The sequence below is a fragment of the Streptomyces sp. NPDC003697 genome, from assembly GCF_053587115.1.
The window spans coordinates 1-15,935 of record NZ_JBSFNN010000070.1; the positions used below are offsets into that span (position 1 = coordinate 1).

A 15,935-nucleotide genomic window follows, 5' to 3' on the forward strand; every position below is an offset into this window, starting at 1 on the left:
GGCAAGACCACGTTCGTCGGCGCCGTCTCGGAGATCAACCCGCTGCGCACGGAGGCCGTCATGACGTCTGCTTCGGCGGGCATCGACGACCTCACCCACACGGGGGACAAGACCACCACCACGGTGGCCATGGACTTCGGCCGCATCACGCTCGACCAGGACCTGATCCTCTACCTGTTCGGCACCCCGGGCCAGGACCGCTTCTGGTTCATGTGGGACGACCTGGTGCGCGGCGCCATCGGCGCGATCGTGCTGGTCGACACCCGCCGGCTCGCCGACTGCTTCCCGGCGGTCGACTACTTCGAGAACAGCGGCCTGCCCTTCGTCATCGCCCTCAACGGCTTCGACGGCAACCAGCCCTACACGCCCGAAGAGGTGCGCGAGGCCCTGCAGATCGGCCCCGACGCCCCGATCATCACCACCGACGCCCGCCACCGCGCGGACGCCAAGTCGGCGCTGATCACGCTCGTCGAGCACGCGCTGATGGCCCGGCTGCGCTAGACGGACCTCGACACGGCCCAAGGCCCTCCCCGGCTCGCCCGGGGAGGGCCTTGGGCCGTTCTCCCGGCCGCACGCACACCCCCCGGTGGTACCCGCGATCTCCGGCCGCGCGCACGAAGAAGGGCTCCTCCCGGCGGAGGAGCCCTTCTTCGTCTGCAACGAACGGTGTGATCTACGCGTGCCAGCTGTGGGGGGCGCGGAAGCCGTTCTCGCGTTCCAGGCGGCGCCAGCCGGCTTTGGTGCGGCCGCGGTGGGTGGGGGTGGGTGTGGTGGGGGTGTGGGCGGCGGCGCGGGCCAGGAGGATGGCCGTGAGGGCGGCGACTTCCTCGGGCTCGGCGTGGCCCTTCTCGACGCGGATGTCGGGCATGTCCATGGGTGTCAGTCTCCGTGAGGAAGGGGTCCGCGGCATCTCGGCGGCGTTCGCGTGGTGGGGCGGCAGGGTCTGCGTGCCGGGTCCGCGGGGGTTCCCGCGGTGGTTACTGCGGGGGGTTGCCGTGTTTGCGGGAGGGCAGGTCGGCGTGTTTGGTGTGCAGCATGGCCAGGGAGCGGATGAGTGTCTCGCGGGTTTCGGTGGGGTCGATGACGTCGTCGACCAGGCCGCGTTCGGCCGCGTAGTAGGGGTGCATCAGCTCGGTCCTGTATTCCTTGACCATCTTCTGACGCGTCGCCTCGGGGTCGGGGGCGTCGGCGATCTGGCGGCGGAAGATGACGTTGGCCGCGCCGTCGGCGCCCATCACCGCGATCTCGTTGGTGGGCCAGGCGTAGGTGAGGTCGGCGCCGATGGACTGGCTGTCCATCACGATGTAGGCGCCTCCGTAGGCCTTGCGCAGGATCAGCGAGATCCGCGGCACGGTGGCGTTGCAGTAGGCGTAGAGCAGTTTCGCGCCGTGCCGGATGATGCCGCCGTGTTCCTGGTCGACACCGGGCAGGAAGCCCGGCACGTCCAGGAAGGTGACGAGGGGGACGTTGAAGGCGTCGCACATCTGCACGAAGCGGGCGGCCTTCTCGCTCGCCTCGATGTCCAGGACGCCGGCCAGTACCTGCGGCTGGTTGGCGATGATGCCCACGACCTGGCCGTCCAGGCGGGCCAGCGCGCAGATGATGTTGCGGGCCCAGCGCTCGTGGACCTCCAGGTACTCGCCGTCGTCGACGATCTCCTCGATCACCTTGGCCATGTCGTAGGGGCGGTTGCCGTCCGCCGGGACCAGGTCCAGCAGCACCTGCGAGCGGCGCTCGGCGGGGTCGGCGCACTCCACCCGCGGCGGCGTCTCCCGGTTGTTCTGCGGCAGCAGCGACAGCAGGTAGCGCACCTCGGCGATGCACGTCTCCTCGTCGTCGTAGGCGAAGTGACACACCCCTGAGGTCTCCGCGTGCACGTCCGCCCCGCCCAGACCGTTCTGCGTGATCTCCTCACCGGTGACCGCCTTGACCACGTCCGGGCCGGTGATGAACATCTGCGAGGTCTCCCGGACCATGAACACGAAGTCCGTCAGCGCCGGACTGTAGGCCGCGCCCCCCGCACACGGGCCCAGCATCACCGAGATCTGCGGAATCACCCCCGACGCCCTCGTGTTGCGCTGGAAGATCCCGCCGTAGCCCGCCAGCGCCGAGACACCCTCCTGGATCCGCGCACCGGCCCCGTCGTTCAGCGACACCAGCGGCGCACCCGCCGCGATCGCCATGTCCATGATCTTATGGATCTTCGTGGCATGCGCCTCACCCAGCGCACCACCGAAAATCCGGAAATCGTGCGCGTACACGAACACCGTGCGGCCCTCCACCGTCCCCCACCCGGTGACCACCCCATCGGTGTACGGCCGCTTCGCCTCCAGACCGAACCCCGTCGCCCGGTGCCGCCGCAGCTGCTCGACCTCCTGGAAGGAACCCGGGTCCAGGAGCAACTCGATCCGCTCCCGCGCCGTCAGCTTGCCCTTGGCACGCTGCGCCGCCGTCGCCTTCTCACTCGGACCCGCCACCGCCTGCGCACGAATCCCGTGCAACTCGGCGACCCGCCCACGGGCGTCCGTCGGCTCGCCGGTCGGCCCACCCGTCGTCTCTTCCAAAACGGTCATGTAGTGACCTTACGAAGGACACCAAGGAAAGCGGGCCGTCGACTCCGTACAGTCTCCGGGCCGTTTTCCTGGTGCCCTTGAACAGAACCACCGGCCGTTGCAGCCAATCCGACTGCTCAGAAGGCTTCCGCGTTGTAGGAGTCACACAAAGTCAGAGGGCGAGGGACACCTCACATACGTGGGTGCCACATGCCATCCCCGGAGTGACACGCACGCCCAGACGGCGGCCTGTGGCGACCACCTCGACGGAGGCGTCCGCCCGCAGCACCCGGTGCACCGGACGGTCCCAGAGGATCTCCAGCGGCCGGCCGGTGCGCGGGGGCTCGCTCACGCAGAGCGTAGCCGTCCGTCCCCGGCGGCGTACCAGCACGGCCGCGCCGGCCGACGCGGTGAGCGGTCCCACCGTACCGGCCTGCCAGAAGAGGGCGGCGGTCAGACCGAGCGGGGGCACGGCCACCGCCTGACGGCCGGCGTCGTTGGCGAGCACCGTCATCCAGTGGCGGTCGGCGGCACGGACCGCGACCTCGCGCCGCGAGGCACCGGGCATCAGCACGTACACGTACGAGGCGTCCACCGGATCGGTGCCGTGGTCCAGCCAGAGGGTCTGCCAGCGCCGGGTGCGGCGTTCCGTGGTGCTGGTGGTGTTGATGTCGGACCAGGCACCCGTACGGTCCTCCCGCACCGTTCGCAGGTCTCCGCGGGGCACGATCCAGCCGCCGTGACCCGCCAGATGGGCCCAGCCGGGACCGCGCACGAGGGGCTCGGTCCCGTCGCCGCCCAGCCGGCGGTTGTCGACGACCGTCTCGACCGGGACGCCGTCGGCGCAGGTGATGCCCGCGCCGAGGCAGATGACGGCGTCGTCGGCGCAGAACCACGCCTTGCGGGCCCGAAGGGTGGAGCCGAGCCCCTTGAGATGCTGCCCGACGGCCGCGTACTCGCCGTCCGTCGTGCCGCCGACCCACCGCACGTCCGGCCTGGCCTCGCCCCACTCGCCGCCCGCGCGGTCGGCGAGCCGCCGGGTGGAGACGGTGGTGCCGGGCAGCCGGTACCAGTCCACGGTCGGCCAGAACCAGTCGGTGTACTGGTCGGTGGGCACCCCGGTCGCCCACCACAGGACCATGCCCGCCCCGGTGTGCCAGCCGCGGGGGTTCTCGCCGTTGCCGCACTCGTAGTGGGCGATGCGCTCGCTGGCCATGGAGATGTTCGCAGTGAAGCGGGGCCGGCGGTGGACGGCGCGGTCCATGGCCGCGAACAGACGGTGGCCCGCCGGCTCGGGGGCGGCGGCGACGCCGGAGTCCGCGATCGCGTGCAGCCGGGCCAGGTCGGCGACGTCGAACTGAGGGGCCGTCAGCACGGGTGAGACGGTGTCCCGTTCGACCCAGCCCTTGATCCGCGCGTGCAGGCGGGCGCGCCCGGGCTCGCCCACGCCGTCCGCGAGGAGCGCGATGGCGGCGATCAGCTGCTGCCCGTGGAAGTGGTCGCCGCGCAGCACGGGCCGGTCGTCGCTCTTGAGGTGACCGCGGCTGATGGCGCGGCCGTTGACGCTGTCCATCACCAGACCGTCGTGGACGAGCGGCGCGAAGGCGTGCTCGACGCTTCCGAGCACGAGGTTTCGGCCGGGGTCCGTCACCTCCCACGGCGATCCGGCGAGCAGGGCGAGGAGGCGGCCCAGCCCGTCGAGCAGGACCTGACCGTACGTGCCCGAGTACGCGACCCACGTGTGCTGGACGAAGGACCCGTCGGCGTAGAGCCCGTCGCCCTCGGTGACGTACGGGAAGACCGGCGACAGCGCGTCCCGGGCGAGGGCGAGCTTGGCGCCGTCGCGGCCGAGGACGCCGCGCAGGGCGACCGAACGGCACAGGTCGACGCGGTTGGCCCCGGTGGAGGTGCCGGAGTAGTCGCGCAGCACGGCGTCGGGGACGAAGTGGTCGACGGCCGCGCAGGCCGCCGTGATCCGGGCGTCGGAGAGGTGGTCGTACAGCGCGGCCGTGATGTCCGTCAGCAGGCGGGGGCTGCCGATCTGCCACTCCCACCAGTTGCCGTAGCGCGTCGTCGAGGGGTTGTAGACGGTGGTGGAGAGGTGGTCGAGGCCGCGCACGACGTCCGCGAGGAGGCCGGGGTCGCCGGTGGCACCGGTGCCCTGCTGCACGTAGGACCGGGTCATCGTCCACAGCCGGCCGTAGCTGGACGTGATGCCCGAGGGCGGGTCGAAGGGGTGCCCGGGCCACAGGGAGCCGGCGGAGGGCGCCATCGCGGCCTGGAAGTCGCGGGCGAGCCGGCCGGTCCCGGCCAGCCGGGAGGCGTACGGCTCGACGGCCGGGTCGTAGCCGGTGCCCAGGGAAATGCCGAGCCACCGCCGGCGGAGGGCGTCGTAGGGGTCGTCGGCGGCGGCGGCGCGGGGTGCGGGGGCGCCGGTGGCGGCCGCCGACAGGGCCGCCGCGAGCAGGAAGGCACGGCGGGTGGGTGGGGTGAGGTGGCGCGGTCCGGACGTGGCTCGTAGCCGATGCTTCGTCATGGGGAGGTGTTACCGCGGCCGCCGGTGCGGTCAATGGCACGGGCCCGCCCGGGCGGCGGTTGTCCGGAAGCCGCCGCCCGGGTGTCCTCGTCCTGCCGGTGACGGCTCAGCAGCCGCCGCAGTTGTAGTACAGGACGTCCCAGTGGTTGCCCTCGTCGGCGTAGATGTTGCCGGAGCCGGACTTGTACTGCGGGGCGCCGTCGCCGCGCAGGCCGATGTAGGTGAAGGTGTTCTTGATGTAGCTGGTGAGGCAGGTGCTCTTGCCGTAGTCGAGCTTGTAGCCGTTCCAGTGCGAGTAGGTGCCGGAGGCGTGCCCGGTCTCCGTGCCTCCGGTGATGTTCAGGGCGCAGCCGATGGCCCCCTTGAGGGTCTGGGCGCCCTGGGCGGTGGCGAGGTTCAGCTGCTCGAAGGACGTACAGGTCGAGTTGTTCCGGTCGGAGCAGTTGCCGGAGGAGGACCAGGTGACGCCGGCGTTGCGGAACATCTGGGTCGCGGTGGCGTGGCTGATCTTGGTTACCGCGAAGGCGTCGGAGGCGGTGCCGACGACGGCGACGCCGGGGGCGACGACGAGTGCGAGTGCGGTCAGGGTGGAGCGGACCTTCATGTGGGGACCCTTCCTGCGGGTGGCCGTGCTTCCAGTGGGGCGGCGGTGCAGGTGGTGCAGGGAGATGGTGCCCGAGTTCTACGCGCGTTCGCCAGAGGGCGTCGGCGGTCACCGTCGGCAGTTCCGGAAACCGGCCCCGGATAATGTTGAACATTGAACGGAATAGGACTACTGTCGTCCCCGTTGAAGCATTTGAACTTTCAACATCAACCTCGCCGCCCGGCCCGGCGGCGAGTGACCACCCCGTCCCCAAGGAGCACGTCATGGGCATCTTCAGCCGCAGGAACGACAACGCCACCGACAGCACCGCCCCCGCCGCCGTGAGCGCGGACCTGGCCGCGCTGACCGGCGACTACACGATCGACCCGTCCCACTCCACGCTCGGCTTCGTCGCGCGGCACGCCATGGTCACGAACGTCAAGGGGAAGTTCAACGACTTCACCGGCACGCTGCACCTGGACGGCTCCGAGCCGTCGAGGTCGACCGCCTCCCTCGACATCACGATGGCCGGCATCGACACCGGCTCCGCCGACCGCGACGGGCACCTGAAGAGCGCCGACTTCTTCAAGGTGGACGAGTTCCCCACCATGACCTTCCGCTCCACCAAGGCGGAGGCCCTGGGGGGCGACGACTACCGCCTCACCGGTGACCTGACCGTCCTCGGCGTCACCAAGCCGGTCACCATCGACCTGGAGTTCAACGGCGCCGCCACGGACCCCTTCGGCAACGAGCGCGTCGGCTTTGAAGGCAAGGCCGAGATCCTGCGCTCGGAGTTCGGCCTCACCTGGAACGCGGCCCTGGAGACGGGCGGCGTCCTGGTCTCCGACAGGATCAAGCTGAACTTCGACATCTCGGCGATCAAGAACGCCTGATCCCCGCGGCGGCAGCGGCTCCACGGCCGGGCCCCGCCCGCCGCACGCCGGCCCGAGCGCGCCCGCCCTCCGTAAGTACCGGGAGGGCGGGCGCTCGGCGTGCGTGACATCCGCGGGGCGTTCCGATCAGGCCGGGTCAGCGGCGGCGGGTCAGAACCCGCCCCCGAAGTCGCCGCCTCCGCCGCCGCCGAAGTCTCCGCCGGCGCCCAGGTCGCCTCCGCCGAAGCCGCCGAAGTCACCCGGGTCGAAGTCGGACCCGGAGAGGTCGCCGCCCTCGTAGCCGCCGGCGCCGAAGTCGCCGTAGCCGGTCCCGTAGTCGGCGGCGTACGCCGGGGCCGCCATCATGCCGCCGAGCCAGGTGCCGACCAGCAGGCCGGGCAGGAGACCGCCGCCGAAGTAGCCGCCCGCCCAGGGCCCGTAGGCCGGGCCCGCCTCCCAGTAGGGGCGGCGACCGTAGTCGGTGTCGACCTCGCGGATTCCCGGCTCGCGGCCTTCGGCGAGGCGGATCTGGTCGGCCGCGCAGACCGGGACCTCGCGGGGTGCCCCACCCGGGGGCGTCCAGGAGGCGTCGGCGACCGAGGGACCGTGGCGCGGGTCGAAGAAGCAGGGCGGACGGCGTTCGGGCAGCGGGCGGCGCTCACGCCGGGCGGCGAGCTGGACCAGGGAGAACCGGCCGTCCTCCAGAGCCTCGGTCACGGCGCGCACGTCCTGCGGCCTGGCGGCCTCGGCCATACGCCGCTTGGCCTGCTCGTAGGCGTTCAGCGCGCGTTCGTAGTCGGCGCGCATGGCGTCGTCCGCGCCCGGCTCCGCGGGGTGGAAGTCCAGACGGTCCAGTTCCTCGCCGAAGGCGGTGATGTCCTCGTCGACGACGACCCGCAGCTGCTCCAGCGCGGCCCGCTGCTCGTTCTCCCTGCGGCTCCGGTTGCGCCGGACGAGGGCGTAGGCGCCCACGCCGCCCGCCACCAGGACCGCGCCCGCGGTGACCAGCGCGGTGCTGGAGACCCCTTCGTCCCGGCCGGAGCCGCCCCACGTCGAGGGGGCCGAGCCGCGCACGTTGGCCAGCGCCCGCCGGGTGAAGTCGGTGAGCTGCGTCCGGGCGTCCTCACCCTGGACGCTGGTCACCAGGTTCCTGACGGCGTCGCGCGGCAGGACGGAGGAGTCGGCGCGCGCGTCGAAGCGGTCGCCGAGGCGGATGCCGTACAGGCCGGTGATGCCGGTCGCGGTGCGCAGGTCGGTGAACAGGTTCCGCGCCGGGTAGCCGGCGGGCAGCACCACGATGAAGACGGGCTTGTCCGCGTCCTTGATCTGCCGGGCGAGGGCGTCGGCGTCGGATCGCGACAGCTGGCCCGCGGCGGCCGGGTCCACGTAGACGGGGTTCTTGCGCAGCGCCTCGGCGATCGTGGACACGCTGGTCACCGCCGGGGCCGCGGTGACCGCTCCGCCGGCGGCCGCGGCGCGGGTCACCGCGGGTGGCGCGGTGACCGCCGAGGCCTGCGCGGTGGCGGCCGACGGGACGACCAGGCCGCTCAGGACGGCCACCACCAGCGCGACCAGCAGTCGGGGGAAAGCTTCGGTCAGGGTGACGGCCTTCATACTTCGAAGCTACCCGAAGCGACCGAAAGGAGACGTGGCCGCCGCTGGGCACCTGCCGCCCCCTGCCCGCCACGACGCCCTTCGGCCTCCCGGGTCACCGCACGGGCCGCCTTCCCGCGCTGAGGACCGGCGTCCCCCCGGTGACGGGGCCGCCCGGCGCGGGCTCCCCGCGGGGAGTCCGCGCCGGGCGGCCGCCCTACTCCGTCGGCTCCACGCCCGCGCGCAGCAGGCCGTAGGTGTAGGCGTCCTCGAGGGCCTGCCACGACGCCGCGATCACGTTCTCCGCCACGCCCACCGTGGACCACTCGCCCGAGCCGTCCGAGGTGGAGATCAGGACGCGGGTGGTGGAGCGGGTGCCGTGCTTGCCCTCGAGGATGCGGACCTTGTAGTCGACCAGCTCGAACGTGGCCAGCTCGGGGTGGATCCTCTCCAGGGCGACGCGCAGGGCCCGGTCCAGGGCGTTGACCGGTCCGTTGCCCTCCGCGGTGGCGACGATGCGCTCGCTCTTGGCCCACAGCTTGACGGTGGCCTCGTTGGCGTGGCTGCCGTCGGGGCGGTCCTCGACGATCGCGCGCCAGGACTCGGTGCGGAAGTAGCGCAGGGGCCTGCCCGCGACCTCCTCGCGCAGCAGCAGCTCGAAGCTCGCGTCCGCCGCCTCGTACGTGTAGCCCTCGAGCTCGCGCTCCTTGACCCGGTCGACCACCCGGCCGACCAGCTCGCGGTCGCCGCCGAGGTCGATGCCGAGCTCCTTGCCCTTCAGCTCCACCGAGGCGCGGCCGGCCATGTCGGACACCAGCATCCGCATGGTGTTGCCGACCTGCTCGGGGTCGATGTGCTGGTAGAGGTCCGGATCGACCTTGATGGCGGAGGCGTGCAGGCCCGCCTTGTGGGCGAACGCGGAGACACCCACGTAGGGCTGGTGCGTGGAGGGCGTGAGGTTGACCACCTCGGCGATGGCGTGGGAGACCCGTGTCATCTCGCGCAGCCGGCCCTCGGGGAGCACCTTCTTGCCGTACTTCAGCTCCAGGGCCGCGACCACCGGGAACAGGTTGGCGTTGCCGACCCGCTCGCCGTAGCCGTTCGCGGTGCACTGCACGTGCGTGGCGCCGGCGTCGACGGCGGCGAGCGTGTTGGCGACCGCGCAGCCGGTGTCGTCCTGGGCGTGGATGCCGAGGCGGGCGCCGGTGTCGGTGAGGACGGTGGAGACGACGGCCTGGACCTGGGCGGGAAGCATGCCGCCGTTGGTGTCGCACAGGATCACGACGTCGGCGCCCGCCCCCGCCGCCGCCCGGACGACCGCCTTGGCGTACTCCGGGTTGGCGCGGTAGCCGTCGAAGAAGTGCTCGCAGTCGACGAAGACCCGGCGGCCCTCGGCGCGCAGGTGGGAGACGGTGTCCCGGACCATCTCCAGGTTCTCCTCCAGCGTGGTGCGCAGCGCCAGCTCCACGTGCCGGTCGTGCGACTTGGCCACCAGCGTGATCACCTCGGCGCCCGAGTCCAGCAGTGCCTTGACCTGGGGGTCGTCCGCCGCCCTGCCGCCCGCCCGGCGGGTCGCGCCGAAGGCGACCAGCTGGGCGTGCCGGAAGTCGATCTCCTGCCGGGCCCGGGCGAAGAACTCGGTGTCCCGGGGGTTGGCGCCGGGCCAGCCGCCCTCGATGAAGCCCACCCCGAAGTCGTCCAGGTGCCGAGCCACGGCCAGCTTGTCGGCGACCGTGAGGTTGATGCCCTCGCGCTGGGCGCCGTCGCGCAGGGTGGTGTCGAAGACGTGGAACGAATCGGCCGGCTGGCTGCTTGCGGTCATGGTCTGAAGGCTCCTGTTTTGGATCTCGGTCTTACCGTCAATGACCGGCTCCACCGTCCCCCCATTGGTCCCTCGCGCCGGCTTCCCCGGCTGAGGGTGGGCCAGGAAAACGAAAAACCCCTCGCGGGTGCGAGAGGTCTGCGCGCGGGTCGAGGACGACGGTGGCCGCCCGCACATGGTCGTACGTGGCGGTCACTGCGGACCGGCGCGCCTGCTGCCCATAATCATGGCGAACGAGAGCACGGGGGCAGTCTGGCACATTTCCGCCCCCTGTACTCACCGCCGTCTCAGGATGCGGACGTCAGATGAGACGATTCGGCCTCGCTCACGCGCGTCAGGTCCAGGTCCTTCGTCTCCCGCATGGCGACGTAGACCACCAGGGACACGGCCGCGCAGCCCGCCACGTACCACGAGAAACCGGACTCCAGGCCGGCGTCCTTGAACCACAGCGCCACGTACTCCGCGGTGCCGCCGAACAGCGCGTTGGCCAGCGCGTACGGCAGGGCCACGCCGAGCGCGCGCACACCCGTCGGGAACAGCTCCGCCTTCACGCACGCGTTGATCGACGTGTAACCGGTGACCACGACCAGCGCGAGCAGCGACAGGCCCAGGGCCGGCCAGAAACTGCCCGCGTCCTTCAGCAGGGCCATGATCGGCACGGTGAGGAACGTCGAGCCGACGGCGAAGCCGATCAGCAGCGGACGGCGGCCGATCCGGTCGGACAGGCGGCCGGCGAGCGGCTGCAGACAGGCGAAGACGATCAGCGCGGTGAAGGAGACGAGGGTCGCCGTACGCTTCGGCAGGCCGGCGGAGTTCGACAGGTACTTCGTCAGGTACGTGGTGTAGGTGTAGTACGCGACCGTGCCGCCCATGGTCAGCGCCATCACCAGGAGGGCCTCCCGGCGGTGCCGCCACAGCGCGCGCAGGGTGCCGCGCTCCCGCCCGCTGCTCGCGTCGGCCTCGAACACCTCCGTCTCCAGCATGCTGCGCCGCAGGTAGAACACCACGGCGGCGCCGAGCGCGCCGACCACGAACGGGATCCGCCAGCCGTAGCCGTGCAGCGCGTCGTCCGTCATCGTGCGCTGCAGGACGATCAGCAGGCCGAGGCCGACGATCTGGCCGGCGGTCATGGACACGTACTGGAAGCTGGAGGCGAAGCCGCGCCGGCGGGGGTCGGAGGCCTCGGTGAGGTAGGTGGCGCTCGCCGCGTACTCGCCGCCCACCGACAGTCCCTGCAGCAGCCGGGCGACCAGCAGCACCAGCGCGCCGCCGTACCCGGCCACCGCGTACGTCGGCGCGGCGGCGATGAGGATCGCGGACGCCGACATCAGCGTGACGGTGAGTGTCAGCGCGGCCTTGCGGCCCCTGCGGTCCCCCACCCGGCCGAGGAGCCAGCCGCCGACCGGGCGCATGAAGAAACCGACCGCGAAGATGCCCGCCGTGTTCATGAGCTGGGCGGTCGGGTTGTCGTCGGGGAAGAAGGCGCCGGCGAAATAGGTGGCGAAACTGGCGTAGACGAACCAGTCGTACCACTCCACCATGTTGCCTGCCGAGCCGATCCAGATCCTCTTCCAGTGCTGTCGTTCCATGAGCCGTACCTGCCCCGTGGGACGCACGGTGACGCACCTCAACGACCGTTTCACCGGGGCCGGTTGCCCGCGTGGCCGCCGTGCGGGCCAAGGCGGCCGGTCAGGCGTCCGCGGCGCCGGGCCGCCCCAGCGACTCGTCGAGGAACTCCCGCACATGACCGAGCACCCGCTGCCGGTCGGTGCCGCGCAGCCCGATCGCCACGTTCAGGGAGAAGCCGTCGAGCAGGGCGCGCAGCCGGGTCGCGAAGCGGTCGGCGTCGACGGGGCGGAACTCGCCGCGGGAGACCCCCTCGGCGACCAGGGCGGCCAGGTCGCGGTGCCAGGCGCCCTCGATGGCGGCCTGCCGGTCGCGGGCGTCGTCGTCGGCGTTCCGCGAGCGGTTCCAGACCTCCAGCCACAGCGTCCAGTGCGGGTCGCGGTGCCCCTCGGCGACGTACAGATCGACGTAGGCGTCGAGCCGCTCGCGGGCCGGGCCGGTGCGGGCGAGCAGCCGGCCGCGCTCGGCGCCGAGGCCCCGCTCGCTCCACTCCAGCGTCCGCAGCAGCAGTTCGTCCTTGGAGCGGAAGTAGTACAGCAGGTGGCCGCTGCTCATCCCGACCTTCCGGCCGAGCGCGGCCATGGTCAGCTGTTCCAGCCCGCAATCGGCGATCATCGCCATGGCGGCGGCGAGGACCTCCTCGCGCGGCGGCGCGTGCCTGCGCGCCCGTGCCGGTCCGGTCATCCGCGCCTCCTTCAGGTCCTCGGCTGCTGCTGGGTGACGCAGTGGATGCCACCGCCGCCGGAGAAGATCGTACGGGCGTCCACCAGGGTCACCGTCCGCTCCGGGAACAGGCGGCGGAAGATGCCGGCCGCGACCTCGTCGCGCGGGTCGTCGAAGCCGCACAGCACCACGCCGCCGTTGCAGAGGTAGTGGTTGATGTAGGAGTAGTCGGCCCAGTGGCCGTCGGCCTCCAGAGCGGCCGGGGCGGGCACCTCCACGACCTCCAGACGGCGGCCGCGGGCGTCGGTGGCGGACCTCAGCAGGCCGATGACCTCCTTCGTCACCTCGTGGTCGGGGTGGGCCGGGTCCGGCTGGTGGTGGGCGACGACGACGCCGGGACGGGCGAACGCGGCGACGATGTCGACGTGGCCGAGGGTGCCGAAGCCGTGGGGAGGGTAGTCGCCGGTGAGGCCGCGCGGCAGCCAGATCGCCTTGCGGGTGCCGAGATGGGCGTGGACCTCCGCCTCGACCCGCTCCTTCGTCCAGCCGGGGTTGCGCTCGGGGCCGAGCTGCACCGTCTCGGTCAGCAGGACGGTGCCTTCGCCGTCGACGTGGATCGCGCCGCCCTCGTTGACCAGGTCCGAGGCGTACGTCCGCGCGCCCGCGAGGTCCGCGACCTGCGCGGCGATCTTCGCGTCGTGGTCCCAGCGGGCCCAGTGCTGGGCGCCCCAGCCGTTGAACGTCCAGTCGACGGCGGCGAGTGTGCCGTGGCCGTCGGTGAGGAAGGTGGGGCCGACGTCCCGCATCCAGGCGTCGTCGAGGTCGCGCTCGACGGTGTCGACGCCGGGGCCCAGCAGGGCCCGTGCCTCGGCGGAACGGCCGGGGCCGCAGACCACGGTGACCGGCTCGAAGCGGCGGACCGCGCGGGCGACCGACGCCCAGGCGGCCCGGGCGGCGGCCAGGTCGCCGGGGTCGTCGAAGGTGGGGTTGGGGCCGGGCCAGGCCATCCAGGTGCGCTCGTGCGGCGTCCACTCGGCGGGCATGCGGAAGCCGTCGGCGGCGGGCGTGTTCATGGGCGGGTCCTCGGGTCTCGGACTGTGGCCGGCGGGTGGGCCTCAGAGGAAGTACAGGCGGTTGAGGGCGACCGAGTCGGCGGGCCCGGAGCGGACCGGGTCGCCGTCGAGGGTGACCAGGCCGGTGCGCTCGTCCACGTCGACGGTTCCGGTGCGGGAGTTCCGGCGCAGGTCGACGGGGCCGATGCCGCGGGTGCCGCGCACGGCGACCCGGCGCCGCCGGGTGGGCATCCGGTCGTTGCCCTGGTCCAGGGCCGCCTGCGCGACGAACGCCACGGACAGCTCGGCCGGGGTCGCGCCGTGCGCGCCGAACTGCGGCCCCAGCACGAGGGGTTCGCAGGTGTCCGTGGCCGCGTTGGGATCGCCGACGACGCCGTAGGCGGGGAACCCCGCCTTCAGCACCAGCTGCGGCTTGGCACCGAAGTACTCCGGCCGCCACAGCACGATGTCGGCCAGCTTGCCGACTTCGATCGAGCCGACCTCGTGGGCGAGCCCGTGCGCGATGGCCGGGTTGACGGTCAGCTTGGCGATGTAGCGCAGCACGCGGGCGTTGTCGTCGCCGGTGTCGACGGCGCCGTCGAGCGGTCCCCGCTCGGCCTTCATCTTCCCGGCCATCGCGAACGTGCGGCGCACGGTCTCGCCCGCCCGGCCCATGCCCTGCGCGTCGGAGGAGGTGATGCCGATGGCGCCCAGGTCGTGCAGCACGTCCTCCGCGCCCATGGTCCCGGCGCGGATCCGGTCGCGGGCCAGGGCGGCGTCGCCCGGCAGGTCGGTCTTCAGGCCGTGGACCGAGACGATCATGCCGTAGTGCTCCGCCACCGCGTCCCGGCCGAAGGGCAGGGTGGGGTTGGTCGAGGAGCCGATGACGTTCGGGACCCCGGCCATCTTCAGCACGTTCGGCACGTGGCCGCCGCCGCAGCCCTCGATGTGGAAGGCGTGGATCGTCCGGCCCTCCAGCACCCGCAGGGTGTCCTCGACGGACAGGCACTCGTTCAGCCCGTCGCTGTGCAGGGCCACCTGGACGTCGTGCTCCTCGGCGACCCGGAGGGCGGTGTCCAGGGCACGGGTGTGCGCGCCCATGTCCTCGTGCACCTTGAAACCGGACGCGCCGCCCTCGGCCAGTGCCTCCACCAGCGGTGCCGGGTCGGACGACGAGCCCCGGCCCAGGAACCCGACGTTGACCGGCCAGGCGTCGAAGGCGGCGAACGCGCGCCCGAGCGCCCAGGGCGAGTTCACGCCGACGCCCCACACGGGTCCGAACTCCTGGCCGATGACCGTGGTGACGCCGGAGGCGAGCGAGGCCTCCATGATGCGCGGCGACAGCAGGTGGACATGGGTGTCGACGGCGCCCGCGGTGGCGATCAGCCCCTCGCCTGAGACGATCGAGGTGCCGGTGCCGACCACGACGTCGACGCCGTCGAGGGTGTCGGGGTTTCCCGCGCGCCCGATGGCGTGGATGCGTCCCTCTCGGATACCGATCGACACCTTCCGGATGCCCAGGACCGCGTCGATCACGACGACGTTGCTGATCACGACGTCACAGGTGTCGCGGACGGCGGCCGCCTTCAGGTGCAGCCCGTCGCGGGCGGTCTTGCCGAAGCCGGCCAGGAACTCGTCGCCGTACCGCTGCGCGTCGGACTCGACGCGGACCACCAGGCCGGAGTCCCCGAGGCGGATGCGGTCGCCGGCGCGCGGGCCGTGGGTGGCGGCGTACTCGTACGGGTTCATCGTGCGCCTCCCGCGCGCTGGGCTCCCTCGGTGTCCTCCGGTCCCCCGGCTGCCGTCGGGGGGTCGCCGGGGTTGTGCGCGGCTCCATGGGGGTCGTCCGCGGCCGGCTCGGCCGTGGCGCCCAGGTAGCCGCAGGCGGCGGCCCGGCGCAGGGCCTCCTGCCGGGCACCGGGGGCGTCCAGCGGGCCGTCGACGAGTCCGGCGAACCCGATGGCGACGCGGTCGCCGCCGACGGGCACCAGGCCCACCTCGACGCTCTCGCCCGGGCCGAAGCGGACGGACGACCCGGCGGGCACGGCGAGCCGCATCCCGTAGGCCCGCTCACGCGGGAAGTCCAGGCGCGGGTTGGCCTCGAAGAAGTGGAAGTGGGAGGTGACGGAGACCGGCACGGTCGCGGTGTTGGTGACCGTCAGCCGGGCCACCGCGCCGGGCTCGGCGTGTCCCGGGCCCGGCAGCAGGGCACCCGGCCCCTCCTCGCCGAGGCCGCCCCCGCCGATGGGGTCGGTGACCACCGCGAGCCGCGAGCCGTCGTCGAAGACGGCCTCCACCTGGACCTCGGTGACGACGTCCGCCACGCCCGGCAGGACGTCGTCCGGGCCGAGCACGGCGCGGGCCCGCTCGACGGCCCCGGCGAGCCGGGCGCCGTCGCGGGCCGCCTCACAGACCGTGTCGGCGATCAGAGCGGTGGCCTCCGGCACGTTGAGCCTGAGGCCGCGGGCCCTGCGGGCCCGGGCCAGTTCGGCGGCCGAGAACAGCAGCAGCCGGTCGCGCTCGGTGGGTGTCAGTCGCACGCCACGCACCTCCTTGCCTACGTTTTAGAGCGTCACTCTAAACGTGGCGGCCCTGCTGCGGAAGAGAGTCCGACGTGCAATGCACAGAAGGATAGA

Annotated in this window: 13 protein-coding genes; 2 read left to right on the forward strand and 11 right to left on the reverse strand. The window is 72.4% G+C overall.

Translation table 11 applies throughout. The annotated features are described in order from the left end of the window. Positions 1–501 (forward strand): GTP-binding protein (locus ACWDNY_RS23725; protein ID WP_451647810.1); only part of this gene is annotated, 501 nt, incomplete at its 5' end. 172 nt (positions 502–673) lie between these two features. On the opposite strand, the gene ACWDNY_RS23730 is transcribed toward ACWDNY_RS23725, so the two are convergent. From ACWDNY_RS23730 to ACWDNY_RS23745, 4 genes are all read right to left on the reverse strand, one after another. Further along, positions 674–874: an acyl-CoA carboxylase subunit epsilon gene (locus ACWDNY_RS23730; RefSeq protein WP_451647811.1), complete on the reverse strand. Its 201-nt coding sequence runs from the start codon at positions 872–874 to the stop codon at positions 674–676. A gap of 103 nt (positions 875–977) precedes the next feature. After that, on the reverse strand, positions 978–2,573 hold the full coding sequence (locus ACWDNY_RS23735) for an acyl-CoA carboxylase subunit beta (RefSeq protein WP_451647812.1): 1,596 nt from the start codon (positions 2,571–2,573) through the stop codon (positions 978–980). 151 nt (positions 2,574–2,724) lie between these two features. Next, complete coding sequence (locus tag ACWDNY_RS23740) at positions 2,725–5,088, reverse strand: polysaccharide lyase 8 family protein (protein WP_451647813.1); 2,364 nt, start codon at positions 5,086–5,088, stop codon at positions 2,725–2,727. Between the two features lie 106 nt (positions 5,089–5,194). Further along, on the reverse strand, positions 5,195–5,692 hold the full coding sequence (locus ACWDNY_RS23745; protein WP_451647814.1) for a hypothetical protein: 498 nt from the start codon (positions 5,690–5,692) through the stop codon (positions 5,195–5,197). Between the two features lie 263 nt (positions 5,693–5,955). On the opposite strand from ACWDNY_RS23745, the gene ACWDNY_RS23750 reads away from it, so the two are divergent. Next, positions 5,956–6,564 (forward strand): YceI family protein, encoded by a 609-nt coding sequence (locus ACWDNY_RS23750; protein ID WP_451647815.1) that lies wholly within the window; start codon positions 5,956–5,958, stop codon positions 6,562–6,564. Between the two features lie 150 nt (positions 6,565–6,714). Here ACWDNY_RS23750 and ACWDNY_RS23755 read toward each other — a convergent pair whose 3' ends face one another. The 7 genes from ACWDNY_RS23755 to ureA all read right to left on the reverse strand — a co-directional run bounded on the left by ACWDNY_RS23755 (position 6,715) and on the right by ureA (position 15,839). After that, a complete protein-coding gene (locus ACWDNY_RS23755) occupies positions 6,715–8,157 on the reverse strand; it encodes a hypothetical protein (protein ID WP_451647816.1) in 1,443 nt (480 codons plus the stop codon). A 196-nt stretch (positions 8,158–8,353) separates the two neighbouring features. After that, positions 8,354–9,958 carry a citramalate synthase gene (gene cimA, locus ACWDNY_RS23760; protein WP_451647817.1) on the reverse strand — a complete coding sequence of 535 codons (1,605 nt, stop codon included), beginning with the start codon at positions 9,956–9,958 and terminating at the stop codon, positions 8,354–8,356. A gap of 287 nt (positions 9,959–10,245) precedes the next feature. Further along, positions 10,246–11,547, reverse strand: a complete 1,302-nt coding sequence (locus ACWDNY_RS23765) for an MFS transporter (protein ID WP_451647818.1) — start codon at positions 11,545–11,547, stop codon at positions 10,246–10,248. 100 nt (positions 11,548–11,647) lie between these two features. Further along, a complete protein-coding gene (locus ACWDNY_RS23770) occupies positions 11,648–12,268 on the reverse strand; it encodes a TetR/AcrR family transcriptional regulator (RefSeq protein ID WP_451647819.1) in 621 nt (206 codons plus the stop codon). Positions 12,269–12,279: 11 nt separating this feature from the next. Next, positions 12,280–13,320, reverse strand: coding sequence for an agmatine deiminase family protein (locus ACWDNY_RS23775; protein ID WP_451647820.1), 1,041 nt, complete (start codon positions 13,318–13,320; stop codon positions 12,280–12,282). Between the two features lie 42 nt (positions 13,321–13,362). Then, the gene (locus ACWDNY_RS23780; protein ID WP_451647821.1) at positions 13,363–15,048 is read right to left on the reverse strand and encodes an urease subunit alpha; all 1,686 of its coding nucleotides are present in this window, start codon (positions 15,046–15,048) and stop codon (positions 13,363–13,365) included. After that, positions 15,045–15,839 (reverse strand): urease subunit gamma, encoded by a 795-nt coding sequence (gene ureA / locus ACWDNY_RS23785; RefSeq protein WP_451647822.1) that lies wholly within the window; start codon positions 15,837–15,839, stop codon positions 15,045–15,047. The genes ACWDNY_RS23780 and ureA overlap by 4 nt, the downstream gene beginning before the upstream one ends. Between the last annotated feature and the right edge of the window lie 96 nt (positions 15,840–15,935).

Excerpts from the sequence above, each read along its gene's own strand:
- ACWDNY_RS23740 (WP_451647813.1), bottom strand. The coding sequence starts at position 5,088 with ATGACGAAGCATCGGCTACGAGCCACGTCCGGACCGCGCCACCTCACC.
- ACWDNY_RS23745 (WP_451647814.1), bottom strand. The coding sequence starts at position 5,692 with ATGAAGGTCCGCTCCACCCTGACCGCACTCGCACTCGTCGTCGCCCCC.
- cimA (WP_451647817.1), bottom strand. The coding sequence starts at position 9,958 with ATGACCGCAAGCAGCCAGCCGGCCGATTCGTTCCACGTCTTCGACACC.
- ACWDNY_RS23765 (WP_451647818.1), bottom strand. The coding sequence starts at position 11,547 with ATGGAACGACAGCACTGGAAGAGGATCTGGATCGGCTCGGCAGGCAAC.
- ACWDNY_RS23735 (WP_451647812.1), bottom strand. The coding sequence starts at position 2,573 with ATGACCGTTTTGGAAGAGACGACGGGTGGGCCGACCGGCGAGCCGACG.
- ACWDNY_RS23750 (WP_451647815.1), top strand. The coding sequence starts at position 5,956 with ATGGGCATCTTCAGCCGCAGGAACGACAACGCCACCGACAGCACCGCC.
- ACWDNY_RS23755 (WP_451647816.1), bottom strand. The coding sequence starts at position 8,157 with ATGAAGGCCGTCACCCTGACCGAAGCTTTCCCCCGACTGCTGGTCGCG.
- ACWDNY_RS23770 (WP_451647819.1), bottom strand. The coding sequence starts at position 12,268 with ATGACCGGACCGGCACGGGCGCGCAGGCACGCGCCGCCGCGCGAGGAG.
- ACWDNY_RS23780 (WP_451647821.1), bottom strand. The coding sequence starts at position 15,048 with ATGAACCCGTACGAGTACGCCGCCACCCACGGCCCGCGCGCCGGCGAC.
- ACWDNY_RS23775 (WP_451647820.1), bottom strand. The coding sequence starts at position 13,320 with ATGAACACGCCCGCCGCCGACGGCTTCCGCATGCCCGCCGAGTGGACG.
- ACWDNY_RS23730 (WP_451647811.1), bottom strand. The coding sequence starts at position 874 with ATGGACATGCCCGACATCCGCGTCGAGAAGGGCCACGCCGAGCCCGAG.